This window comes from Vreelandella maris (assembly GCF_013371085.1).
GTDB lineage: Bacteria > Pseudomonadota > Gammaproteobacteria > Pseudomonadales > Halomonadaceae > Vreelandella > Vreelandella maris.
Genome location: NZ_JABWCV010000013.1, coordinates 1 through 24,984, shown reverse-complemented (window position 1 = coordinate 24,984; position 24,984 = coordinate 1). Strand labels below are relative to the sequence as shown.

Annotated in this window: 36 protein-coding genes and 1 other RNA gene; 1 reads left to right on the top strand and 36 read right to left on the bottom strand. The window is 57.4% G+C overall.

Annotated elements, in window-relative coordinates; all coding sequences use genetic code 11:
- Positions 1-29: 29 nt before the first annotated feature.
- The 36 genes from HUO07_RS12620 to HUO07_RS12450 form a co-directional block, all read right to left on the bottom strand.
- The gene (locus HUO07_RS12620) at positions 30-1,508 is read right to left on the bottom strand and encodes a phage tail sheath subtilisin-like domain-containing protein (protein WP_176303864.1); all 1,479 of its coding nucleotides are present in this window, start codon (positions 1,506-1,508) and stop codon (positions 30-32) included.
- Positions 1,505-1,750 (bottom strand): DUF2635 domain-containing protein, encoded by a 246-nt coding sequence (locus HUO07_RS12615; protein WP_176303863.1) that lies wholly within the window; start codon positions 1,748-1,750, stop codon positions 1,505-1,507. The genes HUO07_RS12620 and HUO07_RS12615 overlap by 4 nt, the downstream gene beginning before the upstream one ends.
- A 2-nt stretch (positions 1,751-1,752) precedes the next feature.
- Positions 1,753-2,316, bottom strand: a complete 564-nt coding sequence (locus tag HUO07_RS12610; protein ID WP_176303862.1) for a phage protein Gp37 — start codon at positions 2,314-2,316, stop codon at positions 1,753-1,755.
- A complete protein-coding gene (locus HUO07_RS12605; RefSeq protein WP_176303861.1) occupies positions 2,316-2,729 on the bottom strand; it encodes a gp436 family protein in 414 nt (137 codons plus the stop codon). The genes HUO07_RS12610 and HUO07_RS12605 overlap by 1 nt, the downstream gene beginning before the upstream one ends.
- Before the next feature lie 3 nt (positions 2,730-2,732).
- Positions 2,733-3,173: a hypothetical protein gene (locus HUO07_RS12600; protein WP_176303860.1), complete on the bottom strand. Its 441-nt coding sequence runs from the start codon at positions 3,171-3,173 to the stop codon at positions 2,733-2,735.
- 65 nt (positions 3,174-3,238) lie between these two features.
- The gene (locus tag HUO07_RS12595) at positions 3,239-4,141 is read right to left on the bottom strand and encodes a Mu-like prophage major head subunit gpT family protein (protein ID WP_176303859.1); all 903 of its coding nucleotides are present in this window, start codon (positions 4,139-4,141) and stop codon (positions 3,239-3,241) included.
- Positions 4,142-4,156: 15 nt separating this feature from the next.
- On the bottom strand, positions 4,157-4,594 hold the full coding sequence (locus HUO07_RS12590; protein ID WP_176303858.1) for a hypothetical protein: 438 nt from the start codon (positions 4,592-4,594) through the stop codon (positions 4,157-4,159).
- Between the two features lie 40 nt (positions 4,595-4,634).
- The gene (locus HUO07_RS12585; RefSeq protein WP_176303857.1) at positions 4,635-5,744 is read right to left on the bottom strand and encodes a phage protease; all 1,110 of its coding nucleotides are present in this window, start codon (positions 5,742-5,744) and stop codon (positions 4,635-4,637) included.
- 36 nt (positions 5,745-5,780) lie between these two features.
- Entirely contained in the window at positions 5,781-6,683 is a 903-nt protein-coding gene (locus HUO07_RS12580; RefSeq protein ID WP_176303856.1) for a hypothetical protein, read from the bottom strand.
- 7 nt (positions 6,684-6,690) lie between these two features.
- Positions 6,691-6,891 carry a hypothetical protein gene (locus tag HUO07_RS12575; RefSeq protein WP_176303855.1) on the bottom strand — a complete coding sequence of 67 codons (201 nt, stop codon included), beginning with the start codon at positions 6,889-6,891 and terminating at the stop codon, positions 6,691-6,693.
- 197 nt (positions 6,892-7,088) lie between these two features.
- Complete coding sequence (locus HUO07_RS22035) at positions 7,089-7,217, bottom strand: hypothetical protein (protein WP_281362655.1); 129 nt, start codon at positions 7,215-7,217, stop codon at positions 7,089-7,091.
- A 543-nt stretch (positions 7,218-7,760) separates the two neighbouring features.
- Complete coding sequence (locus HUO07_RS12570; RefSeq protein WP_176303854.1) at positions 7,761-8,354, bottom strand: ImmA/IrrE family metallo-endopeptidase; 594 nt, start codon at positions 8,352-8,354, stop codon at positions 7,761-7,763.
- Complete coding sequence (locus HUO07_RS12565; protein ID WP_176303853.1) at positions 8,332-8,715, bottom strand: helix-turn-helix domain-containing protein; 384 nt, start codon at positions 8,713-8,715, stop codon at positions 8,332-8,334. The genes HUO07_RS12570 and HUO07_RS12565 overlap by 23 nt, the downstream gene beginning before the upstream one ends.
- A 261-nt stretch (positions 8,716-8,976) precedes the next feature.
- Entirely contained in the window at positions 8,977-9,423 is a 447-nt protein-coding gene (locus HUO07_RS12560; protein WP_176303852.1) for a phage virion morphogenesis protein, read from the bottom strand.
- Complete coding sequence (locus HUO07_RS12555; protein ID WP_176303851.1) at positions 9,423-10,655, bottom strand: PBECR2 nuclease fold domain-containing protein; 1,233 nt, start codon at positions 10,653-10,655, stop codon at positions 9,423-9,425. Before HUO07_RS12555 ends, HUO07_RS12560 begins: the two co-directional genes overlap by 1 nt.
- Positions 10,655-12,247 (bottom strand): DUF935 domain-containing protein, encoded by a 1,593-nt coding sequence (locus HUO07_RS12550; RefSeq protein WP_176303850.1) that lies wholly within the window; start codon positions 12,245-12,247, stop codon positions 10,655-10,657. The genes HUO07_RS12555 and HUO07_RS12550 overlap by 1 nt, the downstream gene beginning before the upstream one ends.
- Positions 12,241-13,773: a hypothetical protein gene (locus tag HUO07_RS12545; protein ID WP_176303849.1), complete on the bottom strand. Its 1,533-nt coding sequence runs from the start codon at positions 13,771-13,773 to the stop codon at positions 12,241-12,243. The genes HUO07_RS12550 and HUO07_RS12545 overlap by 7 nt, the downstream gene beginning before the upstream one ends.
- On the bottom strand, positions 13,773-14,321 hold the full coding sequence (locus HUO07_RS12540) for a DUF3486 family protein (RefSeq protein WP_176303848.1): 549 nt from the start codon (positions 14,319-14,321) through the stop codon (positions 13,773-13,775). The genes HUO07_RS12545 and HUO07_RS12540 overlap by 1 nt, the downstream gene beginning before the upstream one ends.
- 2 nt (positions 14,322-14,323) lie before the next feature.
- On the bottom strand, positions 14,324-14,629 hold the full coding sequence (locus HUO07_RS12535; RefSeq protein WP_176303847.1) for a VpaChn25_0724 family phage protein: 306 nt from the start codon (positions 14,627-14,629) through the stop codon (positions 14,324-14,326).
- Positions 14,629-14,973, bottom strand: coding sequence for a DUF2730 family protein (locus tag HUO07_RS12530; protein ID WP_176303846.1), 345 nt, complete (start codon positions 14,971-14,973; stop codon positions 14,629-14,631). The genes HUO07_RS12535 and HUO07_RS12530 overlap by 1 nt, the downstream gene beginning before the upstream one ends.
- A gap of 18 nt (positions 14,974-14,991) precedes the next feature.
- Positions 14,992-15,609: a 3TM-type holin gene (locus HUO07_RS12525; protein WP_176303845.1), complete on the bottom strand. Its 618-nt coding sequence runs from the start codon at positions 15,607-15,609 to the stop codon at positions 14,992-14,994.
- A gap of 3 nt (positions 15,610-15,612) precedes the next feature.
- Positions 15,613-15,975 (bottom strand): D-Ala-D-Ala carboxypeptidase family metallohydrolase, encoded by a 363-nt coding sequence (locus tag HUO07_RS12520; protein ID WP_176303844.1) that lies wholly within the window; start codon positions 15,973-15,975, stop codon positions 15,613-15,615.
- Positions 15,976-16,085: 110 nt separating this feature from the next.
- Positions 16,086-16,550: a hypothetical protein gene (locus HUO07_RS12515; RefSeq protein ID WP_176303843.1), complete on the bottom strand. Its 465-nt coding sequence runs from the start codon at positions 16,548-16,550 to the stop codon at positions 16,086-16,088.
- A 34-nt stretch (positions 16,551-16,584) separates the two neighbouring features.
- Entirely contained in the window at positions 16,585-17,013 is a 429-nt protein-coding gene (locus tag HUO07_RS12510; RefSeq protein ID WP_176303842.1) for a Mor transcription activator family protein, read from the bottom strand.
- A complete protein-coding gene (locus tag HUO07_RS12505; RefSeq protein ID WP_176303841.1) occupies positions 17,000-17,422 on the bottom strand; it encodes a gp16 family protein in 423 nt (140 codons plus the stop codon). The genes HUO07_RS12510 and HUO07_RS12505 overlap by 14 nt, the downstream gene beginning before the upstream one ends.
- Positions 17,419-17,829 carry a hypothetical protein gene (locus HUO07_RS12500; RefSeq protein ID WP_176303840.1) on the bottom strand — a complete coding sequence of 137 codons (411 nt, stop codon included), beginning with the start codon at positions 17,827-17,829 and terminating at the stop codon, positions 17,419-17,421. The genes HUO07_RS12505 and HUO07_RS12500 overlap by 4 nt, the downstream gene beginning before the upstream one ends.
- A gap of 9 nt (positions 17,830-17,838) precedes the next feature.
- An RNA gene (locus HUO07_RS12495) (hammerhead ribozyme type II) lies at positions 17,839-17,904 on the bottom strand.
- Between the two features lies 1 nt (position 17,905).
- On the bottom strand, positions 17,906-18,538 hold the full coding sequence (locus HUO07_RS12490; RefSeq protein WP_176303839.1) for a DUF3164 family protein: 633 nt from the start codon (positions 18,536-18,538) through the stop codon (positions 17,906-17,908).
- Positions 18,539-18,540: 2 nt separating this feature from the next.
- On the bottom strand, positions 18,541-18,969 hold the full coding sequence (locus HUO07_RS12485) for a hypothetical protein (protein WP_176303838.1): 429 nt from the start codon (positions 18,967-18,969) through the stop codon (positions 18,541-18,543).
- Positions 18,966-19,607: a hypothetical protein gene (locus HUO07_RS12480; RefSeq protein WP_176303837.1), complete on the bottom strand. Its 642-nt coding sequence runs from the start codon at positions 19,605-19,607 to the stop codon at positions 18,966-18,968. The genes HUO07_RS12485 and HUO07_RS12480 overlap by 4 nt, the downstream gene beginning before the upstream one ends.
- Positions 19,604-19,999: a hypothetical protein gene (locus HUO07_RS12475; protein ID WP_176303836.1), complete on the bottom strand. Its 396-nt coding sequence runs from the start codon at positions 19,997-19,999 to the stop codon at positions 19,604-19,606. The genes HUO07_RS12480 and HUO07_RS12475 overlap by 4 nt, the downstream gene beginning before the upstream one ends.
- Positions 19,996-20,625 carry a hypothetical protein gene (locus HUO07_RS12470; protein WP_176303835.1) on the bottom strand — a complete coding sequence of 210 codons (630 nt, stop codon included), beginning with the start codon at positions 20,623-20,625 and terminating at the stop codon, positions 19,996-19,998. Before HUO07_RS12470 ends, HUO07_RS12475 begins: the two co-directional genes overlap by 4 nt.
- Before the next feature lie 3 nt (positions 20,626-20,628).
- Entirely contained in the window at positions 20,629-21,348 is a 720-nt protein-coding gene (locus HUO07_RS12465; protein ID WP_176303834.1) for an AAA family ATPase, read from the bottom strand.
- A 41-nt stretch (positions 21,349-21,389) separates the two neighbouring features.
- Positions 21,390-23,435: a DNA-binding protein gene (locus HUO07_RS12460; RefSeq protein ID WP_176303833.1), complete on the bottom strand. Its 2,046-nt coding sequence runs from the start codon at positions 23,433-23,435 to the stop codon at positions 21,390-21,392.
- A complete protein-coding gene (locus tag HUO07_RS12455; RefSeq protein WP_176303832.1) occupies positions 23,432-23,869 on the bottom strand; it encodes a hypothetical protein in 438 nt (145 codons plus the stop codon). Before HUO07_RS12455 ends, HUO07_RS12460 begins: the two co-directional genes overlap by 4 nt.
- 2 nt (positions 23,870-23,871) lie before the next feature.
- Positions 23,872-24,210 (bottom strand): helix-turn-helix domain-containing protein, encoded by a 339-nt coding sequence (locus tag HUO07_RS12450; RefSeq protein WP_176303831.1) that lies wholly within the window; start codon positions 24,208-24,210, stop codon positions 23,872-23,874.
- 386 nt (positions 24,211-24,596) lie between these two features.
- Here HUO07_RS12450 and HUO07_RS12445 point away from each other — a divergent pair.
- On the top strand, positions 24,597-24,984 hold a 388-nt coding region (locus tag HUO07_RS12445; RefSeq protein ID WP_246286634.1), incomplete at its 3' end, for a S24 family peptidase.

Genomic DNA, 24,984 nt, shown 5'->3' with positions numbered 1-24,984 from the left:
GCACTCCTCAAACGGCGGTTAATGGCCGCTTAGCGGCGGAATTGGGTTTGCATCGCGTGGATGCGGTACTGGCCGACCAGCTTCGGCGAGTCGATGACGTTAAGCCGCGCCTTGTTGTCGGGGTCGATGTTGGCGGTGAGGCTTGCGGCATAGCCCTCGTAGTCCTGTGCCCAGCCGTTCTCGATAAAATCGCGGTAGAGATCGAGCAACTCGGACTTGCAGACGTTGGGGGTCATGATCGGCTGGCCAGCACCGTAGAGCGCCGCGTCAGCGTCGGTGGCCAATTTGTGGCGCGGGTACTTGCTCAGGATGCGGCTGATCTGCTCGTAACGGATGCGCTCCAATGTTTCGGGCGTCTGGATGTCCAGGTAGGCGTCCGACTCGATACCCGCTTCGTTGACCTGGTAGGTGGTGATCTCGCGGTTGACCTGCACCGTGCCGTCGTCGGCAACCGTGAACGTGGCGATGCCATCAAACAGCAGCAGGTTGCGCTCGGCCTTGGTCCACTGGTCTTCCTTGAGCGGGCCGATCAGACCGGGCAATGCCAGGTATTGCAGAGGACGGGCCGGGTCAATCGTTAGCGCACCAGCGGCGACCATCGCGTAGGTAGCTGCCCACAGGTAGGTGGGGCTAACCGATTTACCGGTACCCATCACTGTCAGGTGCTCGCCATTGAGAGCGCTCCCGAAGGTGCTGGTCTCGCTAAGCGTGCCGCGGAACGCGCCGAAGGCACGGCTACCCATCTGCACCATTGGCCCGAAACGGCGGGTCAGCTCGGTTTTCAGTTCACTCAGGTTGGCGGTGTCTGTGAAGGGGCAAGCGATGTAGTGGTACCACTCATCGCCCATGGCCGCGATCGCATCGCCAATGTCTGGGTTTCCGTCGCCACCGCTGAGCTGGGTCAGGGTAAACGTGACGCCATCCAGCCCACGCTCGCCCTTGGCGTTAAACACCAGGTGAATATCGTTGCCGGTTTCGCCTGCCCACTTGCAAACCAAGTTGATCTTGGTGGCATCGGTGCCATCGACGGTGGCGGTAACGGGTATACGCCCTTCGTCGTTGATCGCCTCGACCAGGGCCTGGGCAATTGTCTCGGCGCTGTCGCTTGCCTCAACCCCGGCGCGCACGCGGTAGCCGCCGATGTACAGCGCCACGGTGCCGCCGCGCAGGGCGGTACCCGCCACGCCGATAGAGCCGCTAGCTACGGTACCCGCTACCAGATCATCCAGCGCCAGGCCGATCGTCTCCATGTACGGGTCGATCGCCAGCGCCGCGCGCAGCATTTCGGCGAGCATGGAGCCGCGCCCGTAGTAGCGGTCGGCCTGCTCGCCGCTGGTCACGCGGTCAGCGCTCAGGGCGCTTTTTTCGCCGCTTTCCAGCCGCTGGCCGATGACCAACAGGCGGGTCTGCCATACGCCGCTGTTGGCCAGGCGACCATCGAACTCGATAAATACGCCTGGCGTGCGAAGCGCTGAGGGAATGTCGTTGAAGACACCAGAGGTAATCATTGGCTGGTCTCCTTATGCGTGGTATCCGGTTTTACAGCAGCTTTGGCACGGACGGTTTTCGCCGGAGCCGTGGCGCGCACTAGGTCACCATCGCGCAAGCGGCGGCGAATGTAGGGGGTATGCTCAACGTCCGCGCCCTCGGCGGGGATCGGCTTGCCGTTGCTTTCGCGGCGCACCAGCAGTACGCCCTGGTCGGGCTTTTTGGCATCGCGCAGGCGCGGTTTAACGTAAATGGATGGCACGGTTAGTCCTCCTGGGGTTGGGGTAGCTCGACGCGGCTTTCGGCATCGGGGTCGTCATCGTCGCCGATGCGGTGAGTGCCGATGTAAAGCTCGAACGGGGCGAGGTCGTTAACGCTCAGTGCCGCTGGCCATAGCACTTTCAGCCGGAAGGCAGCGGCGTAAACCACCACGCCCTCCTTGTCGAAGTGATCGGCGTAGAGGTTGTCGATGCTCTCAAGCGTCAGGCTGCCGACATCGGGCACGGTGAGGGCATGCACAGCGGGCACCACGCGTTCGAGAAGCTCATAAGCACCCACCTGGCGGACGTTGCCCCGGCGGCGCTCCCGCTCGCCGCTGGCGTGGCCGGTGACTACATACACCACGTAGCGGTTTTGGGTAGCGGGCTGGGCAAGGTCGCCGTCGCCCCGCGCACCGCCCCAGGCGACAAACACGCCGGGCACTTTGCGCAGCGCCGCGCGCAGGGTCTTTTGATTCCACTTCCCCGGCAGGTCTTCCACCGTCTTGACGTGGTCGCCCAGCACGCGTTGGCAGCGCTCGATAATGGCGTCTTCGATCTTGGCCAGCATCAGAAGCCACCCCCACCAAACACCCGGCGGCCTGTGTCCATCACTGCGCTGCCAGCGCTTACCGCTGCGCTTTCCGATGAGGCGATGCCCAGCCGCACTTCGCCCTTGGCAACGCTACGTAAGAACTTCACGGCGTCGTTGTAGCGCTTGGTGACTTGCTCCGTGGCGCGGTCATCGGAGAGCCGATAACGGGCGATGTCACAGGCGTAGGCGGTGATGATGCGCGGCACATTGGAAAGCGGCACGGTGTAGCCCGCTGCACTCACATAGCCGTCGATCTCGCCGCTGGCATCGGCGATAGCGCCATCGACCTTGCTTGCATCAACCGCTAGGCCGGTGTCATCGGCGGCCAGGTCGAGCAGTTCGTTCTCGCCGAAGCGCTCGACCATGTCGGCCTGGGTGCAGTAGGGCATGGGTTAGGCCTCCGGTGTGGTGGTGGCTTGGTCAACCGGAAAGGTGCAGAACTCGACCTCCAACGCCGGATCTTCGCGCAGTTGTTTCAGCTGCTCTTCACTCAGCAGCTCCAGCGCAATGCCGGTACCCTCGCGATTGAAGCGGTGGCCAGCTCGGCGGCGGCTTTTGATGCGTCGCTTGGTACGCACGAAAACGCCTGGGGTTTCTTCTATCGGCGGCAGCGTGTTGCCGGTGCCGTCGCCAGCGATCACATCCCCTGGAATCTCGGTAGGCTGTGGCGTGGCTTCTGGTTCAGCGTTGGGCGCTACAGCCTCAACCGGTGTCGCTGCTTCCGGTACCGACGCGTCTTTGGCTTCCGTTGTTTCCGCTGCGGCTGTCGCCTCTGCTTGTGCCTGGGCTTCCTGCTTGGCCTTGGCAGCGGTGGTCTGTTTACGTGTTGCCATGGTGTTGCTCTCCGTTGCGCAGTGCCCGCCTAAGCAGGCACTGCGAATTGCGGTTTAACGTGCCGTTAAGCGCTGGTTAACCAGGGGTTAAGCACCAGTGTCGAGGTGTTCGCCCACTTGTTGGTTTCACCACCAGCGGCGAGCTGGCTTTGCAGCACGGCACGGGCAGCGCCTTCCATCGAGTTGGGCACCATGGTGTGCGAGTGACGCAGCGCCAGCGGGCGTTCGTAGTCACCTTTCAGCGTCGTCAATGCCTGGCGCGCTGCTTCGTAGTTCTCGGCAGTAAACGGCTGGCGAGAGCGAACGGCGAGCTGCCACAGCCCTGCACCGGCATTCACGCGGGCATCCACACCGAACAGGAACTTGTCGGTCATGAACACAGCCGTATCGTTCAGATCGGTAATCGAACGGAAGTTGTAATCGCGCCGCTTTTGGAACATGACCGGCTTGATCACGCGAGTGTTATCCATGACGTACCAGGCATCGCCCGTGCCGCCCATGTCGTTACTGACGGAGATTTCTTTACCTGATTTATCCAGCACCGAGTGGTCGGTATCAAACAGCGGCTGGCCGTCGTAGCACTCAGGGTTTCCTTCCAACACCTCAACAGCGAGTTCGTTGGGGTGCTCACGGCTGGAGCGGCCAAATTCCTGGAAGACCGGCGACCAGAGGCCGTAGGTGTCGTCTTCAATGGCATCACGTGAGACGCCTTCGGTTAGCTCGAACTTGCGGTTCTTGATACTGAACCCGGCACCTTCCAGCGAGTGAATGACCCGATCGCCCAGCCATTCGCGCATACGCGGTAGCGACTTAAGGAACGGGTACACCTCAACCGCTGTAGTCGATGGCACAGTGGTGCAGAACAGCTCATAGAGCGCGGCCTGCTCACCCATCGAGCTAAAGCCCTGCTGGAAGCTGGTGTTGTAGGCCTGGAACAGCACCTTCAAATTGGCGGAAGTAAGATTCATGTAGGCAGTCCTTTATCAGGCGCTAGCGGCAACGCCGTTAGTCGGGTCGATGTTGACCCACACGCCGTTGTCATCGACGTCGTCGACAATGCCAGCGTGGGAGCGGGTAGCGCTGCCATCGGTTTTGGCAACGGTCTGGTCATCCACGATGAAGCAGACCTTGCCGATGTCAGCGGCGGTGATCGCATCTGTACTGGCGGAGTTGGCCAGGTAGAAATTGCCGCGCTTCACTTCCACGACCTGGTCGCCGTCAGCGCCTTCCTTGTTGTCCTGGTAGTGCTCAAACACACCGGAAGCGGTCAGACCGGTGGCGGTAGTGCCGGGCTCGGTAAAGCCGGTTGCATTGATTACGGCGATAGTGCCAGCGAAGCACTCGGTAGCCGCAGCGACCAGATGGCCACGCGACAGCCCCAAGCGGTGCGGTGTGTTTCGGTTTTTGGTTGCAGCGGTCACGGGGTGATCCTCTTGCCTGTTGGGTTAGTGCTGAGCGTGCTTATTCAGCAGGAACGGGATTGGCAGCGCGGTACTGCTCCTGCGTTAAGCCCATCGACTTGCACACCGCTAGCTCGGTCTCGTTTAACTTGCCGTCGCCTTTTACTTCGCTGCCTTCTGGCGCTTTGCCCTGGGTCTGGGTGGTTTTCAGCGCAGCGATGCTTGGCGCGCCATCCAGGTGGGCTTTGAGCGCGGCGAGGCCTTGAGCCCGCAAATGATCGGCATACGCAGGGCCGAAAATCTTTCCGTCGTCTAAACCTTCTTTAATCAGGCGCTCCATTTCCGCTTTTTCATTGGCTACAACGCCGGTACGCAGCACCGCTAGGGCTTCTTCATGCGCGGCCTTGGGTACGTACTGGCTCATGTCTACGGGAGCGCCAGCACTGGAGGCTTTGAGCGCGGCCACGGCTTCATCCGGCTTCGCATCGTCTTTGGCACCTAGTGCTGTGCGGAATGCGGCGGCATCGTCGGCGGCGCTTTTCAGCACGGCAATGGCGCTGTCGATCTGTTCGTCGGTGGCGTCCTTCGCCAAGCCGAGTGCAGCAATGAGTTGTTCACGGTTCACGGTGTCAGTCTCCTCGGGGGTGTCGTTCGTTACCGACATACGCGCAGCAGCAAGCTGCGCTGCACCTTCGTCGATGGCGGGGGTATTGGTTAACGCCAGGTGCAATAGGTCTAACGGCACACCGTTGGCGTCGTACGGGAAAACGGGGGAGAGGTAGAGGTATTCAGCAGGCTCGCCGTCAGGCCCAGTCGTGATGGCTGCGCGGGCTTTGGCTGTCCAGGCAATCGCGCCATAAAGGCCATCTTCCCGAAACTCAAGCGAGCGCGGGTCGACCCAGCCAGCAGCGGGCGCGGGCTGGCCGTTCTTTTCGGCGTAAAGGGTTTGGTGTTCGTAGTCGATGGCGATGTCGGTACTGCGCGCAGCGGCCAAGCGAATAATCGCTTGCGCGGCTTCGGCAGAGAGGTGCCACGGGCCAGAACCTTCAGCAGCCCCACGCGGTGCGTGAAAGGTGCCAGCAGGCATCAGGCGCGTCTTGTCGTCGGTGGCTTGCACTCGGAGAGCACAAACGGCGACGCGGGGCTTTGTTTGAAGGCGTTGTGTTTTCATGCCCCCATGATCGGGGGCTTAGGGCGGGGCGTGGATTTAAAGCGCTTTAGGAGTTTTTGGGGGAGCGGTGTTACTGAAATCAATATCTAATTGATTATCATTGCGGGGCTTGTCTTTTTGAAACTCATCATAAGCGGTTGTATCGAAGAGGTTAGCGGTCTGTACATCTGCGAAACTAAACACAATTTCAAAGCTTTCATCATGCAAATGCTGCAATTCCTCCGTTTTATCAAGCCGCTCATATAGCTTTTTATAAAAGGTAGTGAAGGTGACTTTATGTGTTATTTCGTCGCGGTAGCCGCTCATCATTGGAAGTATTCGTATCATATCTCGACTATCAACGGGATCGACTGCGCCCATGACTTGCCCTACATATACTTTTCCACTGTGAAGTGTGAAGCCAATGGGTTTAGCCTGATCAAATCCCCTGAACAGGATTAGCTCAAAATCGGCGTTCAGATGATTAATAGCTCGCCTTAGAGGTTTGATAGAGGAATACCGATAAATGCCTTCAATATAGTATGCAGGGTTCCAGCGCTTTTCTTTTATGCCATCACCGAGTAGCAGCACCCAATCTTTCTTTCGCATGGTGATAACGGCTTGTAAGCAATTGAGCAAATAACTTGCTATTAAACCCATAGAGAGCGTAGTGCTGAGAACTATGATCCAGTAAGCAGCAGAAAGGCTCTTTTCGTTCTCACCAAGAGGTAGTTGAGATTTTGCCCAAACAGCTAAGGATTTTTTAATTCCGATCAGGTGGCTATCAAACTGGCTAATCAAGGCAACGGCGAATAATAGAAGAACAATGCCAGCCGCTGCGGCATAAAAATAGACGCCTTGGGAATCTTGGCGTCTAATTATAAATCGTGACTCGTGCCACTTTGTGATGAAGAGGTAGCCTGAAAGAATCGTAACAAAGGCTATAAGCGCTTGAAGCATCTTATGCCTATATTTGTGGCGATTTTAGGTGCCGCTCTAGTCTTTCGGAGGCGTCCAGTTGATCTCGAAATGATTTAGCATGCACCACTTCCGATGCTTTCATCGTCATGACACCGTTGCCGACCACGTAATACCTCGGCTTATCCATGCTTTCTTGCTTAGCGCGGCTGTAACTTTTCCAAAAACGACGCTTCATATCATCTAGCATAAGTTGCCCTCCCGCCTGTTTCCTAGCTGTTAGCCTCTTGTCGGGCTAATTCAGTCATATTGAGTGTACGAATACAGTACACCCTACTCAGAATATACTCGATATCGAAAACTAACGCACGTCTAACGCGCCATGGGCGCAAAAGTTGGGCCAGCGTAGCGGGTAACGCCTTAGCGGCGCTTACAGAGCCGCGTTGGTTATTCGCCTAATGGCTCGCCCAGGTAGTCCAGCAGGGTCTCTATCGCGTTGGCTTCATTGTCGCTTGAGAAGCCTAGCCAGTTGCCTTTCTGTATGTCATCCGGGCTTTTGGCAATGGCAGTACGCACGGCGGCTAGGTGGATGATCGCGGTAGCAGCTTCGTGCCATGTGCCAGTTCCGCAGAAACATATTGTGTGTGAAAGGTGTTAGCGGGAATCATTCGTATTTTTTCGTCGGCGCTCTGCACGCGGGGGGCAAACGAAGACGCAAGGCTCTATTTAAAGGCTTTTTGTTTTCATACCCCCTATGATCGAGGGATTAGGGCGGGCGTGGATTTAAAGCGCTTCAGGAGTTTCTGACACAAAAAAACCGGGCACATGGCCCGGCTCTGTTCCGCTATCTTACCCCCTGTATTTGTGTCGAGGAATTTTCAAGCAATATACCCCCCCGTTCGGGTGATAACGACGCTTCCCCTTCACAGTAATAAAGCGAGTAAACACTTCTACGTAATCATCATTACGATTCTTCATGGTTTCGTACCCTCAACAATCCGCCGTTGACGAGCACAGAATCTGTCACTACACTCCATCCAGTCTGCCAGGACATGAAAGTGGTGTAGGTTGGATTCTATGCACAAAGGAGGGCGGTTTCTCCTTTGTTCCAATCACACCTCAGGATAGAGAGGGAAGGTTAAGCCGCTGCAGTTGGTGTGCGAGCTTTTCTTCCCTTTTTTTCTCCTCAAGTGCATCTCGAGCAATCTCCCAAGTGACCCCGAATGTCTCTTGTACCTTATGAATGCTCCATTTCGTATCCACTAGCCTTCTATCAACCAAAAACTCGCTAGCAAATGTATTTGCTTGCCATTCACAATCGCTTTCAAGTGAGTACTTTATACTTGAGCGTGCAAACGTTTTGGGTTGGTCAGCATGCATAAAAAGATGGCCTAGTTCATGAGCCAGCGTAAATAACGCATCCCTGTCCCCAGCCGCTGCTGAGTTATAGTCAGACTCACGTATTTTGATGAGTTGCTCATCAGGTTCTGTCTCTGCAACTGCATCCTTAAGCTCATCGTCAGGCACAATCTCCATCGCTAGCTCTTCTTGGATGTAAAGCATCTCAAAAATTCTCATCATGGGAAGGCAATGAACTGCCTCCCCATCATGGCTGACCATCAAACCAGTAATCACATCACGAATGCCTTGGGCAATGGCTCTGATATCAGCTTTGGTTTTAGGGGTTGCTTTAGTCGCATGTGATCGATTCATGCTGTCCTCCTTTTTCAAGCATACGCGTCAGTTTTTCTTTTTCGCTTCCATTTAAGTCCTGTATTTTTCTAGCAAAAACCATTGCAAGCTTTTTGTCTTCCTCAGATGAGTCTTTTAAGTCAATGCTCAAAGAGTCCAGTGACTTGGCTGCAGCCACGCGGAACTGTTCAAGCTCATCACCTTTTAACCCATAAGACATCTCTATATTCTTCAGCATTTTGCTAGAGGGAGCTTTCTTTCCGAGCTCCACAGAAGACAAATATGCGACGCTGATATTTACTTTTTCGGCCATCGTTTTCATGATTTCAGCATTGTTCAGCCTGAGTATTCTCAGAAACCTTCCTAGTTCTGTAATTTTCATGACCGTTCTCCTCTCCGACGTTGTAGTTACCTTGGGAACACAAATTTCACTATAAGTAGCGCAGTTCAACCTAAGGTTGAATAAGAGTACAGGGGGCTGAACGCAACGTCAACACCAACGCCCTGATACCACTTGTGGGCCAACGCCTGAGTAATAAGTGGTGCCTAATTAAAATCTAACGCGGGTCTAACGCGCCTATGGAGCAAAAGTCGGGCCAGCGTTGCGAGTAGCGCATTAGCAGGGCTTACAGGGCTGCGTTGGTTATTCGCCTAATGGCTCGCCCAGATAGTCCAGTAGGGTCTCTATCGCGTTGGCTTCGTCGTCGCTTGAGAAGCCTAGCCAGTTGCGTTCGGGTATGCCGCGCTCTTCATCGCCGAAGTGCATGCTGGCACCGTAAATGCGGTCGGTGCCGTATTCGAGGTAGTCCGGCCCAGCGTCGTAACGGTTGGTATCGCGCAGGTAGGTGTTAAGCACCAGGATCTCATCCTGCCGCTGGGGCTTGCGCTTACGGTATGCGTCGGAGAGAGGCTCCCACGGGTCACCGCTGGGTGAGACCTGCTCATCAAAGCGGTTTCGGGTAGACCGGTCCAGGTCTTCACCAATCGCCGCCATCGCGGGCTGGGCGTCGAGGCCGCGCTGGTTGAGTTCGCCCAGGGCGCGCATGACCTTTTCATCATCAATGCGGAAGTCGAGTGTAATGCCTGCCATTAGTCTGTCTCCTCATCACGACGACGGTACAGGCGAACGCCTTGCCGCCAGGCTTCCATCGCGGCGGCATTGTCCAGGCGTTGGCCTGTCCAGCCGTTGCGACCCCAGTCGACCATGAACAGGCCTTCCTCACCGCCTTCCAGTGCAAAGCGTGCAAGGTAACGTCTGCGTAGGCGCGGGCGTTCGCCTTCGCTGATTTCCAGGGCCGTCCATATTTCATCCGGCTCGCGCAGGGTGCGGGCCAGTGCGTTCAGGTTTTGCCCATCACTTGGCAGAGACCAGCCGCCACGACCGTCGCGGAACAGATCCTCGCTGATCGGCAGCGACTCGCCCACGGCATCGGTAAAGCGGCGCGTTTCACCACCGCGCCGTGTGCCGAAGGTTTGCAGGAAGGCATCCACGTAACGCTCGGTCGGCTGACCGGCTTCCAGAAGTTCTGCGGTGGCCTCGCGGTAATCGGGCATCGTGTCCTGGGCACGCCGTGCGGGTGTCACTGTGCCGGAACTCGCAGCGGGTTGGCTGGTGGGCCTGGGTGTAATGCCTCTTGCACGGCCACTGCCAGGGCGGTGGTCAAAGCCGGGATCAATTCCTTTAGGTACGCGCACTGTGCGCGGGTTGGGGCCATTCTCGCCGATGGTGCGCTCGACGTACTCGATCTCGGGGCCCCGCTCAGAAACGGTGTAACCTTCGCGCTCAGCCTGGCGGCGGCTGACCATGTACTTTTTGCAGCTGCAGCCGTAGCCATTTTGAGGTGTCCAGACATCCCACCAGGGATCATCCAGCGGCACTACGCGGCCATCGTTGGCCAGGTGTGCAGAACGTGGGTTCTCGCTGCCGCCATGGCGGTACAGCCCAAAGGGCCGCAAGCGGCGCAGCGCTGGATCTTCCATCTGGCGTTCACGACCGGCGGCGTAGCTCTGACGTAGGTTTGTGTCGTAGATGACGCGGGTGCGCCAACTGCGACTGCCCTTGTAGGCCCAGCCATGGCGCTCGACGATCTGGTCGAAGTCCTTACGGAAGTCGGCCAGCGTCTTGCCTTCTTCGATCATCGTTTGGATGGAGCGCTGGAAGTCCTCAACGATGGCCTGGCGGCTGGCACCGGCGACCATAAACGCTTGGTCGTTTTCGGCGCCGTAAACATCCGACCAGGTGTTGGTGGGGATTGCCACCTTTTCACGCATGGCCTCAATCTGTTCAGCAAACGGCAGCGAGCCAAACTCGGCGGCAGGCATTAGACCCCCTCGATAATGTCGTAACGACCAACAACATGGGCAGCGGCAAGCGCTTCGGTCATTACCTCGGCGAAGTCTTTAACCGGCAGGTCGGGGGCTAGCTCGACCAGGCGGTCGCGCAGTTCTTCCAGGCTGTTGACCTCATCGACTAACGCGCGGATACGCTCCACCCAGGGCTCAAGGGCGGCATCGCCCTCACGCTGCAGGCGCTCAAGCTGAAGATCGGCAGCGTCGGGTTCGTCGCTGTCGCCCAACCGCAAGGCCGCAATGCGTTTGTGGGGTGCAGTCTGTGCCAAACGTAGCGCACCAAAGGCATTTGGCGCCGCTTTTGGCATCAGCACATCTTCGCCTTCGGCGGCTTTGGGGATGCCGCTTTTCTCATGCAGCCACCACAGCGGGATCTTCGCGCCCATATCCACGAAAGTGGGCAATGACTTCGATAGGCGTTCGAGGTCTTCGGTTTCACCGGTGTCCAGATAGAAGCGCGGTGCACGGTTTGGCTTATCAATGCCGAAGTTCAGCGCCGCCATAGGCCATAGGATGCTTTTACGAACGCTGCCTGCGTACTGGCGTACGTCGGAGCGAATCAGGCTGGTTTGTCCGCGCTCGTGAACATTGCCCAGCGCGTTTGTGTTGGTGCCTTCGCCGGTGCCACTGGTGAGCGTGCCGCCCAGGATGGCCTTGGCTTTGGCGCGTTCGCACCAATCCATCATCACTTTGTAAACGTCCGATGATGACCCTTTGCCAGCAGCTTCCATGAACTCTATCGCCATGCCATCGGGAATGATGCCAGCGGCATTCTGGCCCAAGGTCACAACAGCACGCAGCAGCGTGGCTTTCTCTTTTTCGGTGGCGTTTTTAGGATATTTACCGATGCGGGCAGGCATGCCGTAGATTTCCAGCAACTGCGCTAGGTCGCCCAGGGCGTAGTTCTGGAACAGGTACGGCCAAGCCAACATGCGGTGTAAGCCCATGCGGGCGACATATCCGGACTTAGCGCGGTGGCGGTGTTGCACCCATCCCAATGGCCACAGCTCGGCACCGGTGGCGCTCATGTCGCGCAGCGTGATGCAGTTCTGATCATCCGGGTGGAGCCGGAACCAGCTATGAGGGCGCAGAGTGGGCTGTTCTATGTAGCGCATCGCGGCATCGCGCTGCCACGGCAGTTCAAGATTGGCCCAGCCGTGGCCGATGCCGGTGCCGAGATCCAAGATTAGGTCTTCGACTTCGAGGGCTCCAAATACCTCAATGGCCTGTTCGGTGGCTTTCTTCTCACGGGCATCTGCACCGTCGGGCGGTACGATCTGCCACTCCAGCTCTGCGGCAAGCTGGCGGCGCTTGCCGAGATCCGCGCCGATCTGAGAATCCTTCTCCTCCATGTCGTCAAAGAGTTCAGACTGCGCCTTCAGGTCGCCTTGCTCGGCGGCTTCAAGGATCTGGTAAAGCTTTGCAGGCGTTAGCCCCTTGGTGGGGTGTTCGGCGAACTCGCGCTTGAGCTGGCCAATGCGGGCGTCTTGGGTTTGTTCTTCTTCCAGCGCCTGGCTGCTTTCATTGCCAAACAGTTTTTTGATAAGTGCTTTGGGGCTTACCATGCGCCGCCTCCTATGCCGAATCCGGCGTGTTCAATGTCGTCGATGTCCTGGTTGGAAACACCAGGCAGGGGCGCGGGGGTGAATTCAATCGGGATCACGTCCATCAGGCTGGCGTAGTACGCCATGGCCAGCGCGATAGCCGCGTCGCCGTGGCGGTCTTTACTTTCGCCGGTTTTCGCATCGGGCAGTTTGGGCACGCCCTTGATCACCTGCAGGGCGCGCAAGTCATCGACCACGTTGCTATCGCGGGGAAGGCTGATCAGCTCATCTTCAAAGGCGGCCTTGAACGGCGGCATATTGTTCAGGTACCAGCTTTGGGAAAGCATGACCACTTCGACGATGCTGCCGTAGCGTTCTGCCGCTTGCTCGGCTAAGTACTGGCCGTTGCCGCGACCATCCAGGGCACCGCCTTGCAGGCGTGGCAGGCGATCAGCAATAAAGAACAGCACTTGCTCTTGCTGCTTGAACGGCACGTTGCGCAGCTCGACCAGAAACGGCACTTGGCGCACGAGCTGCTGGGTGATGGCCATGGGGGCGATGACGGTTAAATCCCCACTGCGGCCAAAGTCTTCGCCAAAGCAGTGGGCCAGCTTACTGTCGAGTTTTTCGAGCAAGGGCAGCAGGTGTTCAATACACCAGGCGTTTATTTCCAGTGCCCGGTAGTGCTCGGGTACTGCGTTGAACTCTGCGCTGCCTTCAAAACGAATCACTGGCGCATCGACCATGCGCGCTTCGATCATGGCGCGTGAGAGGTAGGCACCACCGCCTGCTTTAGGTACGCAGTAATATTCCTCTAGGGCGTCTTCCCGCATGGCCGTGTCCTTGAGCAGGTTGGCCTTCCATTCTTCCTCTGCCTCTGGCGTCCAGATCTTACCGCGCACTTGGCAAATGCGCTGGTAGAGCCCTTGTTCGCAGGCGTCATCCAGCGTGATGCGGTGAACGCTGTAGCGTTTCTTTTTCGCTCGGCTGTCTTGGATCAGCTCATTGAAAACGTTCTCCACGCCGTTGTGGGTGCTTATCAGGCGCACCTTTGCGCCCCACATGGTAAGGGCCAAAGCCGCCTTCAGTACTTCGGCGAGCTGGTCGTGAAATGCGGCTTCGTCAATCGTGACGTTACCCTGGCGGCCACGCATGTTGCTGGGGCGCGAGCTAAGCGCTTGGATCTTGAAGCCGCTGGCAAAGTGGATATTGAAGGTGAGGATATCTTTATCCTCATCTTGATAAAGTTCTTCCTGGATATGCGATGCGGCACGGTTGAACGCTTTGGCCCACATGGCGCAGGCATCGATAAACTCGATGGCCATGTCCTTGTTGGAGCCGACATAGAAGTGGTTGGTACCACCGGCAGCTTTGGCGCTGCTGGCCGTTAGCACGGCATCGGCGGCTTCGCCCCAGGTCAGGCCGGTACGGCGGCTTTTCTCTGCGATCTTGAGATCTGAGGTGTCTTCGATCCACGCCTTTTGATACGGCAGCAGAACGGATTCAGGTAGCACGGTAGCGGGCGCTGTAGAAAGTGCGGCGGTCATTAGGCAATCCCCAGAATATCGCGCTTGATGGCGTCGATCGCTGCGCGGCTCATGCCTTGGGTGGCCATGCTGGTTTCGGCTTTCTCCGCTGCCTCTTTGGCGACTTCTACCCGCAACTCTTTAGCCCACTTTTTCTGGCTAAGTGAGACACGGCCAATATCGGCCAGGGCTTTGGTCACGCTGCTGAGGTGCTTTGCCGCCACATCGGGTTCGTGCTCGGCTTTACGCATGGCGATGGAGATACGCAGCAGTTGGTCTTGTACGATCCGGGCGGTGGCGTCGATCAAGTGGCCGCTTTCGTCTTCGCCTTCACTGGCCATGGCGCGGGCTAGTTCGGTGGTTTTACGCACATCGCCCATGGCTTCCTCGAACTCTTCTTGCAAGTCCTGGCCATAGCGATGCACTGAGCTTTTGGAAACGTTATAACCGCGCTCGCTTAGCCAGCCCGCTAACGCTTCGTAGCCCTGAAAGCCGCTGCTAACGAGCCGCTCGTTTAGTTGCTCGCGTACCTCTTGGGGTAAGTCGAAAACTTTATTCCGAGGCGGCATGGTTAAAGCCCTGGGCGCGGTTTAGCGACGCCTGGTACGTTAGCGAGGCCTTCGGCACAGTCAGCACCACGGGAGGTCAAGGTGGCCACCCAACCCACACGCGGCTGCTGGGTAATCACTAGGCCTTGCTCTTCAAGCCATGCGAGATCGCCGTGCAGCTTGTCGCGGCTGATGTGGTGGGCATACGAACCTTTCAGCTCATCGTTCAGGCTGTATTCGTTAGTCGTGAACTGGTTTCGGCGTGAGAGAATACGCAGGATGACCAAGCGACGGCCCTCTGTTTCAAAGTCTTGGAAGCTCTGGCTCATTAGTGACCCCCGCGCGGCTGATTCATCAGGTAGTCATTCATTCGGTTGACCTGCACCGACGTGGCTTTTTGACTGGCACTGATCTCGGCCAATAGCACATTGGTTTTGGACATCTGCTCTTGCAGCTTTGCTAGGTCTTCGTGATTGGGTAGGCGCTCCATTTTGTGCTCCAGGTTCACTACCTTTTTCTCGACGCCATCGATACGCTCATGGGTGCCTTTAATGGCGGTTTGGCTCGCCCTGTGTTTGTTGAGCCAGTAGACATATATCGCCATCAGGGCTGTCAGCAGTGCTTGCATCACGTCAAACAACACCTTGGCGGCTGACCAGTTGATGATTTCCATCGTGTTCCCTTTAGTTGGTTACCCGCCAACGCGCTTGACGACAGCGTCCATAAAACCCGCTTTGGGCGCTTGGCCTGCCGCCACTTGTTTATCCTGGCTGCGCTTGTGCACGTTAATGCCCAATACGGCCAGGGCTATGCTCCATAACCCGAGCAGCGCTGACAGTACGACACCCAGCGCGCCCACTACGGCGGCCAACTCGCTGGGGTTGCGGAACGCCACCACACCCAGAATGACGGTGAAACCAGTCATTTGGATAAACCAGGCGGCAGCGGTCAGGTAGCCATACGTAGGCCGCCAGCGGCGTACATAGGCATCGTTGCTGGCGGCTTCGGCGCGCATGGTTTTGTTCACTTCGGCTAGGCGCACGCTTTCCGCTTCTAGCACCATGCGGGAGAGCGTTTGCTGGTGTTCGTTTTCCAGCAGCTGAAGCTTGGCAGTGGCTTCGGGATCGCGCTCCAGCATCTGGGTAATCGCATCGGGGTTGGCATCGGTGCCTAGCGCTTTAGCAATCATGCCGATGGCGGCTCCGGTGGCCGGGGTGCCGATCAACGAACCAAGCAACGGCGCACCTTTGGAGACAGCACCTCTTAGCGCTTCGGTGTCGATACTGCCGAGTAGACCTTTCAGGCTCATTGCTCACCCACCCCAGCGGGCAGGGCCGCTTGTGCGTGTATCCACATGGGTGAAGGTGTTGTAGCGCCCAACGCTGGCGTCTGGGTGCTGGGTTTCCACATAAGTGGCCACCACGCCAGGGTCAATGCCCTGCACGCGGATGTCCGCCGCCCGGCCAAAGACATGCTGGCTGGCAGTGGCACCGCCTACCTGGCGGTTGTAGGCTTCACATCGGCAGCCGCTGTTGATGGTGACGGGTACGTCAAAATGGGTTCGGATGTCTTCTAGCAGCACTAGGGTTTCAAGGTCGACGGTATCGAAGCCGCAACCGCATTTGCACGCGAACTCGTGGCGCTGAAAGTGGTTGGAAAGATCGTTGTGGGGCATGGGAGTAAGCCTCATTGCATGGGTGGCGAAAGCACGTTGCAGTGAGGTTCAGGCTAGAGGGGATTAGCTAGGCGGCGGGAATCAAGCGGTTTAGGAGTTTTGAGTATGTCTCAATCGATTTTAAGGTCGCGTTTGGCTAGTATTTTGAGGTCTTCCAAGCATTCTTTTGTAACTTTCCAGTCTCTATCAAGGTATTCATCCCAGCTTTCTGCTTCGGAATTTATCTTGTTTACGTCAGCAGCAAACTGCTTAAGACGATTAACGCTTGATTCTGGAAGTAAGAAAGATCCTATATCGATAGTCCGTAATATTTCGTTGTGACCTTTTTCTGCTTCAGACATCAGCTTCTGATCGTCTACATCGCTAATTTTTTCACCTTCAACGCCAGCATCAAAATGCTTATCATTGAAGTTCTTTGTGGCATGCAGGGCATTAATAATTCGTTCATATGCCTCCACTTTTTTCTCCCACCACTTCTCACTCCGGTAGCGTTTTAAAGAAAACAATACGCCTACCCAAGCGCTAAGTAGGCCAACGAGGACGGTGGATGCAAAACTTGCGAGTGCTTCAATCATAGTGTCATTGCCTGATTGATTATTTGAAGCCAGCTTAGCGGTTTGCGCTGTTGTCGAATAGATCAGATTGCATCCGGGCTCGTGCAAGTTTGCGCTGCTCGCTGAGAATGCTATAAATCTGCGCTTCGGTCAGGTCGTAGTCTTCGACCAGTTGGGGGATGTTGTCGCCGGTGTGGCGCTCCCATATTTCACGGTCTCGCAGGGCGCGATCTAGCTGGCGGCCCTGGGGTACATAGAGGCTACGGCCACCCGCAAACGAGCTGATCGCACGCACAGCAGCAAAAGCACGGCTACGGGCTACCTTGGGCTCATCACCGGCGCGGACGTGTGCGTTCTCGACCACGGTGAGCATGTCGCTTAACCCTTGTGGCCACTTCTTAAGGATCTCAGGGTCGAGGTAGTCCAGAGCATCGGCGGGGATGCCGAAGCCTAGATCTAGGTTGTCTGCCTTATGCGAGCTCATCGGGGTACCGTCCTTGCCGTTTGGCGTCGATGATCAGACCTGTCATCAGGCGGTGTAGCTGGTCATCGTCCAGCCAGTCCACCCGTTCAACGCTGAACATGCGTTTTGCCATGCTGTCGGCGTACGCCCAGGGGCGTTGCGCATGGGTCAGCATCGCTTCGATCTTTGCCATAACGTTCTGTCGCGAACGCGGTGGGCGCGGTGTCTTACGGCCCGCTTTCTTGGTGGGCTTCGACTCAAACCCCAGCCGCCGGAACTCATGCATTACACCGCCAACGGTACGATTTGTGAGTTCTTTGGCACTGCTCACGCCTGCCGTGCGTGCGAGGATGGCTCGGTAGTCTTCATCGCTAAGGCCCAATTGGGCCTTAGCGATATGGATCTGGGCCAGCTTGCCTTTGCTGATCATGACGCCACCTCATCGCTTTCCGCTTTTAGCTCCAGGTGGGGGAAGTGTTTTTTCAAGTGAGCCACCACAGCGCCCTCGGTACCAAAATCCGGCACAACGCCGATCACCCGAGGCGTCACCATGCGATCGGCTTCCTTCTTGCCAAATGCTCGCTTCGCTTTCGCATACACCTTTTTGGGGTATGCCGCGCGCTTCATTGGCCGCCAGAATCGGCCCTCGGAATGCACCGGCTTTCCGTCCTCGGTTTTTGTCCACTCACCCTTCGCAACGCCGTCCACGAAGACGCGGACGAAGATCTTCTTTCCGTTATGCGCCTTGACCAGCGACAGCGTGTGGCCATCGGCCAGCAGCTCAACAGTACCGCCCAAGTGCTGTAAGCGCTCTTTGATCTCTTTCCACTTATCCATTGCTCACCTCATTGGCTGCTCATCAGTGCTGGGCCACCACGCCCAGCAGACGCCCCATGTGGGGGCGTTTCGCTTTTCAAACTTCCGCGATGTTTAGGCTGATGGGCTGGTAACGCTCTGTTTCACCGATGCGCTCATAGATGCGCACGTAGCTTTTTGAGCCTGTTACTTGCACGGCATCAGCGATTGCATCCATCGCTTTCAGCCAACGAGGGTCGTCGAACTGGTGGCGGCGAAGGGCGAGTACCGCGCCGGTGCGCAGGTTGCCCTGCTTATCGGTGCGGAAGGCGTCTTGCACGATTACCTTCACCTCTGAACGGGCGCCGTCTGTCCAATCTTTTAGGCAGTCATCAATCAGTGCCTTCGCCGCTTCCAACCGCTCGTCAAAGGTGATGTTGTCGGCGATCTGGCGCTGAATTTTGTAGCGTCCATCGAAGCTGAGAAGGCTCACGTTGCCTTTCTTGCCGCCGACATGAACGCCGTACTCTTCGGCGGAGAGCTGCACAAAGCTTTCGATATCGCCAAAGGCTTCCGCTTTGAACTGCGCCAGTTGGCGGTTCAACTCTTTGGCCTTGGTGACCAGTTCAATGGCTAGCTCATCGCGGGCTTGGTCGATGGGTTTGATGCTTTCCTCAGGAATCAGACGGCCTTTAGCGTCTACCCGATAGCCTTCAGGAATAGCTTGTGATGTGGTGGCTGGGGGGTTCATGGTTAGGCTCCTTTACGGGCTTGCTTGCGTTCAAAGTCGGCGGTGCCGCGATTCATGCCACGGCTGTGGCGGTGGTAGTGCAGCGGTTCGATAAATGCGCCGTTGCGCTGGCGAATCGCTTTGTTGTTACCCAAGCCCAGCAGCAATTCTTCCCACACGGCGTATTCAGGCGGCAGCTCGGCAGGCTCTTGGTCTGGCGCGGCCTCTGTGGGTGCAGCCGTCTGTTCATTCAGGCCGGTATCCCAGCGTTGCCAAATGCGCAGCACGGCGGCTTCTTGCGCGGGTAGCAGTGGCTCAGGTTCCAGCGCTAGGCGCTCGAACTGATGCGGGTTGATCAGGTACTGGGCTAGGTTCACGCCATGGCGTGCCATACGCAGGGCGATGAAGCGGTCGGCGTAGTGCTCAAGGTGGGCGTCGCTGTAGGTTCTCATTGCTGGTCTCCCTGGTTGGCGGCACCTTTCAGCAGATCCGATAGGCGCTTGGGGGCATTGGCTTGCTCATTCGCTTTGGCGGTTTGGCTCGGGACTTTTTGGGTGCGTGGCGCGTTGGCTTGACGCTCGGCCATACGCCGATGCTCAGCTAGTACGTCATCGGTAGAGCGCTCTTGAAAAGCCGCGGAGGGCGGGCGATTTGCAGGCGCTTTGGCTCCGCTTCGTTTTGCCTCTTCGCGCTGCTTTTCCACGTCACCGGCGTGCCGATCGGCACAGTTGGCCACCACTTCATAGAGATAGCCGTGACCGCTTAGCGGTAGGTTGCTGGGTGGTCGCTCCAGCAGTTGATCCAACGCCATGACCCACACTCTTAAAGGCGCTTCCCGTGTGATGCCTTTGCGCTCGATCACGCCGCTGGTGATGGTCTCTTTAAGCTCACCCAGCAAGCGGGCGCTCTTGGCGCTGGCCAGAGCACGGCTGGCAGGCCGGAACATGCCGAGATAGCGCACGATGCGGCTGCTCAACAGGGCGGGCATTTCCAGCGCAGCGGCCAGCGCTTGGTTGTGTTCGCCCTGGGTTACGAACGCGGCCATGTCGCCGCTCATGCCGCACTCGGGGCAGGTGGCTTTAAGCGTCATTGATCTTCTCCCTGGCGGTCGGGGTTGTGCGGGCATGTTTGGCAGTGGCGCCACATGCGCATGGCCATGGGGTTATGGGTAGGCGCTGGGCGTGCGCGGTAGTCGCGGCACTGCTCAACGCTGATTGTGAGTTGCTGGGCGGGGCACTGGAGGCCATCCAGGGCCAGCAGCACTTTCTTTTCGATGCTGTCGGTGGAGGGGCTCGGGTAGCGGTTCGCCAGTGCCAAAGAGACCGCGCTACGCGAGACACCGATGCGCTCTCCCGCCATCTTGCGATTGGTGGCACGCACTTCATCGGCAAGCAGCGATATCCAACGGGGCGGCTCTTCGCCCCAGTTGGTGATGTCGACGGTGCGGGTACGACGAATGCTGTTTTTCAAGGGCGTTTTCATGGCTCACCCCCTTCGGTTTTTGTCACGCGCGTGTAGACGACTTCGCCAGTGTTGGGGTCGTAAAGCTGCTTTGTGCGCTGGATCATGGGCGCACGAGGCCCCGTCCAACGTGTTGATACCAGCCGGTAGCGAGTCAACACGCCTGGCGAGCCTGGGCGAATGATGGAGACATAATCGGCAGCCGCGAGAAAGCGCAGATATTCGTTGGCGGTCGCTTCGGCAATGTCTACTTGCGGCGTACTGGCGGCATCGGCCAGCTCGCGGGCGGTGCAGTCACCAATGATCTTTAGGGTGCGCCAGATCTGTTCACGGCCCAGGCCACCTGTCGGCGTCGTTCCATCCTTGCGGACACGCGGGGCTTCTACACCGACATCGCGAGTAAGTGTAAGGGTGATGGTTTGCGCCGTTTTGAAAGGGCCAGGGTCACGTAATAAGTAGCCCGCTTTTTCCAAGCCAGTAAGGTAATCCCGTACTCGACTTTTGGGCGTGGTGACCGTCATGCCAGCCCATACTCCATCTACCGTGATGGGCTCGCCATCGGTATGCAGTGCGCGCAGAGTTTCCCACATGGCCTGGCGGTCGGCTTTTGGCCCTTGGGCGTTGAGTTGAGGTTGACGTTTTGCCATGCCTTAGCCCCTCCGCGCCGGTGGTTGGCCGGTATGGATCTCACGCTCGCCCCATTCCTGCATGCCGACCATCGTCCAGCCGTTGGCAGTGGCTTCGCTGTGAATCTGGTAGAGGTTGACGGCGACGCGGCGTAGGCAGCCTTTGACGCGGTCGTTAACGGCTTGCAGCAGGTCGTCGTCAATTTCGATATCGGGGTAGCTCTTGTCAGCAAGAGTGCGCACATCATCCAGGCTGGCGGCTTGGGCAGGTACCCATTCCAGTACGCGGTTATGCAGGCGCTCAAGCCTTGCCATTGACGCGGGCACGCGCTCTTCACCGATCAGGATTAGCGTGCCCTGGCTGGCGTTATAGATATCGGTGAGGACGTTGGCCGCTGCCTTGTCGATCACGTACTGGACGTCATCAATGATCAGCGGGCGCCCCGAGCGGGAGAGCTGCTCGGCGATCTGGTCAACCATCTCGCTCAGCGTCTTCATGGGGATGATGCCCATCTCGCGCAGCACGGCGACCACGAATGCTTTCTTTGTCCAGCTTTCGCGGCACTCGACGTAGTAGGCGCGGTGTAGGTTGGCGGCATAGGCGGCAGCCAAGCTTTTGCCGTAGCCGCTGGGGCCGTACATGACCACCAAGCCAGGCAGTTCCGGCGGGCGGTTAGCGGCGCTTTCAACGGCAGCGGCTAAAAGCCCGACGTTCGTGAGTGGTACAATGGTGTTGACGCTCATAATGTTTCCTTATCCAAGGTTGGGGTGTCGTGGGCCGTGGTCTAGACGGCCCGTCGGTTGCGGGCGGGTGACAGCCCGTCCGCTTCCATTACGCGCTGGATGGCGCGGAAGTCGTTGTGGTGCTGGTAGCTGTCGTGCCACTGGCGTGCCTGTTCGGGCATGTCTTCGTTCTGCTGAAGCTGGGCATCCAGCTTTTGCCAAAGCCGATAACGCTCGACCTTGTTTTGGGGTATCTGAAAACGTGTGCCTTGATCGGCCAGTTGCTTGGCGTAGGCGCGGCCTGCGGCTGCCTGCTTTTCGTCTGAATAGCTGGCGGCGGGGGTAATGGCGCGGATCTCGACATCGCCGCCGGTGATGGTTTTGGCTTTTTGTGCCAAGCGGTTGAGCTGGCCTTTTTCGCGCTTCTCGGCGGCGCGCTGGATCATGGTTGCAGGCATGGCGGGGGTGGCGTTGCCGTCAAGGATGGCATCGCCTAGGTGTTCGCCTTCCAGGGTGTAAACGCCGACGCTGCCGGTATCGCGGTAGTCCCAGGCGACGCGGATCTCTTCGCCGTGTAGGTCGCGCAGGGCATCCAGGAAGTAGAGGCCGCCGTTGATGCGCACTTCGCCACGGTTGGTTTTGCGTACTTCCTGCGGGCGCATTAGCGAGGCGACGACATCGGAAGGTGCGGTTAATGCTTCAAAGCCTTCGGCCTCAGCGCTTTTCCAGGCTTCCATGGGGCTTTGGTTGCGCAGCCTGCCGGTGTCTAAATCGCGTACTTTGGAAAGGCCTTTATGGGGCCGATGGTTGTAGACGTTTAGCGCTTCGTTTAAAGAATCAAAGAACTCTTGAAACGTGGGTATTAGCGCGGGCTTTAAGCCCTTTTTAATATCGCGGCGGCTTAATTTGTGCGCCTTGGTAGACGCTTCTTTATCCATATCCGCACCGATATAGCTGTCCATGGTTTTCGCCAGCTTTACTAAGGTGCTTTGGTGGGCGCGCTCGATCACGCCGCGTGCCTGTGAGTTGTAAGGCAGCGAGTGGGTAATGGTGCCGCCCAGGCGGTCGACCACTTCATAAACAGTGGCGTTGTCAAAACCGCTACCGTTATCGACATAAAACAGGTTGAACATGCCTACGCGGCTAACGGCATCGCGTAGGGCATCCAGCGTGGCCACGGTCGACTCGGCAAGGTTCAAAGCAAAGCCAACGATCCGGCGCGTTGCCCAGTCGATAATCAGCGTGACCTCTGGCCGGAACGCTTGCCCGGTCAGCGGGTTGATCACTTCGGCATCAAAGGTGTGGCCATCCGCGACCCACACATCGTTGGGCCATAGCTCCGCACTGGTGCGGCGCTTAAAGGGCTGGAGCGCCTTCAGCTCATGAGCGCCCATGCGGCCACGCTCACGCGCTTCCGGTGACAGCTTGGCAAGCCAGCGGCGCACCTGGTGTATAGAGGGGTGCGGCGGTTGGGTCTGCTCGACCAGCAGCTGATAGGCGGCTTCTACCGACGGCTTCTGCGGCTTCTGGTAGCGCTTGAGAAAATCACCGGCCCAGGCGGGCATGCTCATATCCGCTTGGCGGCGCTTAGGCGCTAGGCCGCGTTCGCCGTGCTTGCGGAAGTCAGCGATCCAGCGCTTTAAGGTGCGTTCGCTTAGGTTGCGGGTTTCTGTCTTGCGGTCGTTGGCCATTACGACGCGCTGCTTTAGGTAAGGCGTTAGATCGTCTTCTTTTGCATGAGCAACTAACGTTTCGATAGCGCGCTGCTGGCTGACCATCTTGCTCATGCGTTCGATCTCTCGAACGAACGCCACGCGGGCGGTCATCACTTGGCGCTGGGCATCGGTTAGCTGTTGCTGGCCTGGGCGCTGTTCTTCTGGCTGCGGCGCTATGGTGCTGACTGGCGTTGGCGCCGCGTTATCTGCCTGTGCCAATAACAGTGCGTTTTGGGTTTCAGTGGGTAGAACGGCGAAGGCGTATTCAACCGCTTTGCTGCCTAGGCGCTGCTGGCCTTCCCAGCGGTGACGTTTGGCATGTTCACGCACATTGCGTTCTGTGCCGGGGAGCCCTGGTAACCCGGCCAACTCTTTGGCGGTGTACCAGTTCATTGGTCATCTCCCATCAAACGCTTTAGCTCTTTCATGTCGCTTTTGAGCTTTTCCATCATCTGCTGGCGTTTGCCGTACTCAGCGGCAAGTGCCTCACGCCCATAGGCCACGCGCCCACCACGTAGGTGTACGATCCAGTCGGTAAAGGCATGGCTCTGGCAGACTTCTTCTAACAACGGAATGCGATAGAAAGGGATGTTGTGGTCGCAGCGTGCCGGTGAACTCCAGGCGTCGAGCATATGTTTGGAAACATCATCACCAGAGAAGCGACTCATCTGTGCGGCCACTTCGTAACGGTCAACGGGGCAATCCTTTAGCACGATGCCCACCAGCTCGCTGACCTGGGCGGCATAGTTACCGCTACCTGGGGCGGGAACGACCGGCGCTGGCACCTCAAAGATGTCTAATGTTTGGGTATCTTTGACGCGCTTCATGGTTAAGCCTCCCGCACCATTTGACGGTGCGTGATAGCGTTAGAACCGCTATCCTGTTCACAAATAGTGTCATTTTGCTTTTCGGCACGGTTTGGTCGCTCACGACATGGGGTGCCGTCATGGTTCCAGCGCTCTGGCCAAATAGCTTGTGGGGTAAAACCAAGCTTTTTGGCGATAGCGCGTTCCATGCGGGGGTAAGGCGTGTATTTCGCTAGCTGTACAGCGTTGTCAGTGACGCCAAGCTCATCGCTAAGCTTGCGCAAGCTAGAACCCTGGCTACGGAGTTGGTATTTCAGCCACTCCCAGCGATGGATTGGGTTGGCGGGAATTTGTTGGTTCATGGCGTCACCTCGGTGGCGTTTTTTGGGGTGTCTAACCTGTCTTTCCCCATAAACATAGCGCGGATAAATACGCATATCAAGCGGATAAATGAGCATCCGTTTCTTTTTATTGCGCCATTCGCTCTTTTTTTTGTGCATGAGGTTGTAAAACAGTGGGTTACGAAGAAAGGGATGCTGACCAACTCAATGATATCGAGCATCCGATTCCTGCTGAGGGAATCGGACGCTTCCCTCTAAGGCTTAAAAACTCTTTAGGAAGTGAAAGTGCACGCGTATTTTCGCGCCGATGCGGATTGTCTGAAGGTGCTATACGCAGTTATATGAGCGGAGACACTTATCCAACTCTGGATCGCCTCGCACTAATTGCCAATGCGCTTGGTAAGGACATGCAATGGCTTGCATTTGGTGATGAGAAGACTGATTCATTAGATGTAAAGGGCATGGACGATTACGCCTTCGTGCCGCTTTATGACGCCCAGTGCAGCGCGGGTGATGGAGCTTGGAACGAGAACTGCCGCGTGCTCACGCACATCAGCTTTACGCGCTACTCACTGCGCAAGCAGGGGCTAACGCCGGATCACCTTTCAGCGATCCGCATTGATGGCGATAGCATGGAGCCGGTACTGCACAGCGGTGATACGGTGCTGATTGATCACACCAGGACGGCGATTGAGGGCGAGGGTATCTATATACTGCGGCTGGATGGACATCTCTACGCTAAGCGCCTGCAGCGCCAATTCAACGGCGTATCCATCATTAGCGCGAATAAGGAAT

Bases quoted from the DNA above. Each gene is read 5' to 3' on its own strand.
- HUO07_RS12620 (WP_176303864.1), bottom strand. From the start codon at position 1,508: ATGATTACCTCTGGTGTCTTCAACGACATTCCCTCAGCGCTTCGCACG.
- HUO07_RS12610 (WP_176303862.1), bottom strand. From the start codon at position 2,316: ATGCTGGCCAAGATCGAAGACGCCATTATCGAGCGCTGCCAACGCGTG.
- HUO07_RS12605 (WP_176303861.1), bottom strand. From the start codon at position 2,729: ATGCCCTACTGCACCCAGGCCGACATGGTCGAGCGCTTCGGCGAGAAC.
- HUO07_RS12600 (WP_176303860.1), bottom strand. From the start codon at position 3,173: ATGGCAACACGTAAACAGACCACCGCTGCCAAGGCCAAGCAGGAAGCC.
- HUO07_RS12595 (WP_176303859.1), bottom strand. From the start codon at position 4,141: ATGAATCTTACTTCCGCCAATTTGAAGGTGCTGTTCCAGGCCTACAAC.
- HUO07_RS12585 (WP_176303857.1), bottom strand. From the start codon at position 5,744: ATGAAAACACAACGCCTTCAAACAAAGCCCCGCGTCGCCGTTTGTGCT.
- HUO07_RS12580 (WP_176303856.1), bottom strand. From the start codon at position 6,683: ATGCTTCAAGCGCTTATAGCCTTTGTTACGATTCTTTCAGGCTACCTC.
- HUO07_RS12575 (WP_176303855.1), bottom strand. From the start codon at position 6,891: ATGCTAGATGATATGAAGCGTCGTTTTTGGAAAAGTTACAGCCGCGCT.
- HUO07_RS12570 (WP_176303854.1), bottom strand. From the start codon at position 8,354: ATGAATCGATCACATGCGACTAAAGCAACCCCTAAAACCAAAGCTGAT.
- HUO07_RS12565 (WP_176303853.1), bottom strand. From the start codon at position 8,715: ATGAAAATTACAGAACTAGGAAGGTTTCTGAGAATACTCAGGCTGAAC.
- HUO07_RS12560 (WP_176303852.1), bottom strand. From the start codon at position 9,423: ATGGCAGGCATTACACTCGACTTCCGCATTGATGATGAAAAGGTCATG.
- HUO07_RS12555 (WP_176303851.1), bottom strand. From the start codon at position 10,655: ATGCCTGCCGCCGAGTTTGGCTCGCTGCCGTTTGCTGAACAGATTGAG.
- HUO07_RS12550 (WP_176303850.1), bottom strand. From the start codon at position 12,247: ATGGTAAGCCCCAAAGCACTTATCAAAAAACTGTTTGGCAATGAAAGC.
- HUO07_RS12545 (WP_176303849.1), bottom strand. From the start codon at position 13,773: ATGACCGCCGCACTTTCTACAGCGCCCGCTACCGTGCTACCTGAATCC.
- HUO07_RS12540 (WP_176303848.1), bottom strand. From the start codon at position 14,321: ATGCCGCCTCGGAATAAAGTTTTCGACTTACCCCAAGAGGTACGCGAG.
- HUO07_RS12535 (WP_176303847.1), bottom strand. From the start codon at position 14,629: ATGAGCCAGAGCTTCCAAGACTTTGAAACAGAGGGCCGTCGCTTGGTC.
- HUO07_RS12530 (WP_176303846.1), bottom strand. From the start codon at position 14,973: ATGGAAATCATCAACTGGTCAGCCGCCAAGGTGTTGTTTGACGTGATG.
- HUO07_RS12525 (WP_176303845.1), bottom strand. From the start codon at position 15,609: ATGAGCCTGAAAGGTCTACTCGGCAGTATCGACACCGAAGCGCTAAGA.
- HUO07_RS12520 (WP_176303844.1), bottom strand. From the start codon at position 15,975: ATGCCCCACAACGATCTTTCCAACCACTTTCAGCGCCACGAGTTCGCG.
- HUO07_RS12515 (WP_176303843.1), bottom strand. From the start codon at position 16,550: ATGATTGAAGCACTCGCAAGTTTTGCATCCACCGTCCTCGTTGGCCTA.
- HUO07_RS12510 (WP_176303842.1), bottom strand. From the start codon at position 17,013: ATGAGCTCGCATAAGGCAGACAACCTAGATCTAGGCTTCGGCATCCCC.
- HUO07_RS12505 (WP_176303841.1), bottom strand. From the start codon at position 17,422: ATGATCAGCAAAGGCAAGCTGGCCCAGATCCATATCGCTAAGGCCCAA.
- HUO07_RS12500 (WP_176303840.1), bottom strand. From the start codon at position 17,829: ATGGATAAGTGGAAAGAGATCAAAGAGCGCTTACAGCACTTGGGCGGT.
- HUO07_RS12490 (WP_176303839.1), bottom strand. From the start codon at position 18,538: ATGAACCCCCCAGCCACCACATCACAAGCTATTCCTGAAGGCTATCGG.
- HUO07_RS12485 (WP_176303838.1), bottom strand. From the start codon at position 18,969: ATGAGAACCTACAGCGACGCCCACCTTGAGCACTACGCCGACCGCTTC.
- HUO07_RS12480 (WP_176303837.1), bottom strand. From the start codon at position 19,607: ATGACGCTTAAAGCCACCTGCCCCGAGTGCGGCATGAGCGGCGACATG.
- HUO07_RS12475 (WP_176303836.1), bottom strand. From the start codon at position 19,999: ATGAAAACGCCCTTGAAAAACAGCATTCGTCGTACCCGCACCGTCGAC.
- HUO07_RS12470 (WP_176303835.1), bottom strand. From the start codon at position 20,625: ATGGCAAAACGTCAACCTCAACTCAACGCCCAAGGGCCAAAAGCCGAC.
- HUO07_RS12465 (WP_176303834.1), bottom strand. From the start codon at position 21,348: ATGAGCGTCAACACCATTGTACCACTCACGAACGTCGGGCTTTTAGCC.
- HUO07_RS12460 (WP_176303833.1), bottom strand. From the start codon at position 23,435: ATGAACTGGTACACCGCCAAAGAGTTGGCCGGGTTACCAGGGCTCCCC.
- HUO07_RS12455 (WP_176303832.1), bottom strand. From the start codon at position 23,869: ATGAAGCGCGTCAAAGATACCCAAACATTAGACATCTTTGAGGTGCCA.
- HUO07_RS12450 (WP_176303831.1), bottom strand. From the start codon at position 24,210: ATGAACCAACAAATTCCCGCCAACCCAATCCATCGCTGGGAGTGGCTG.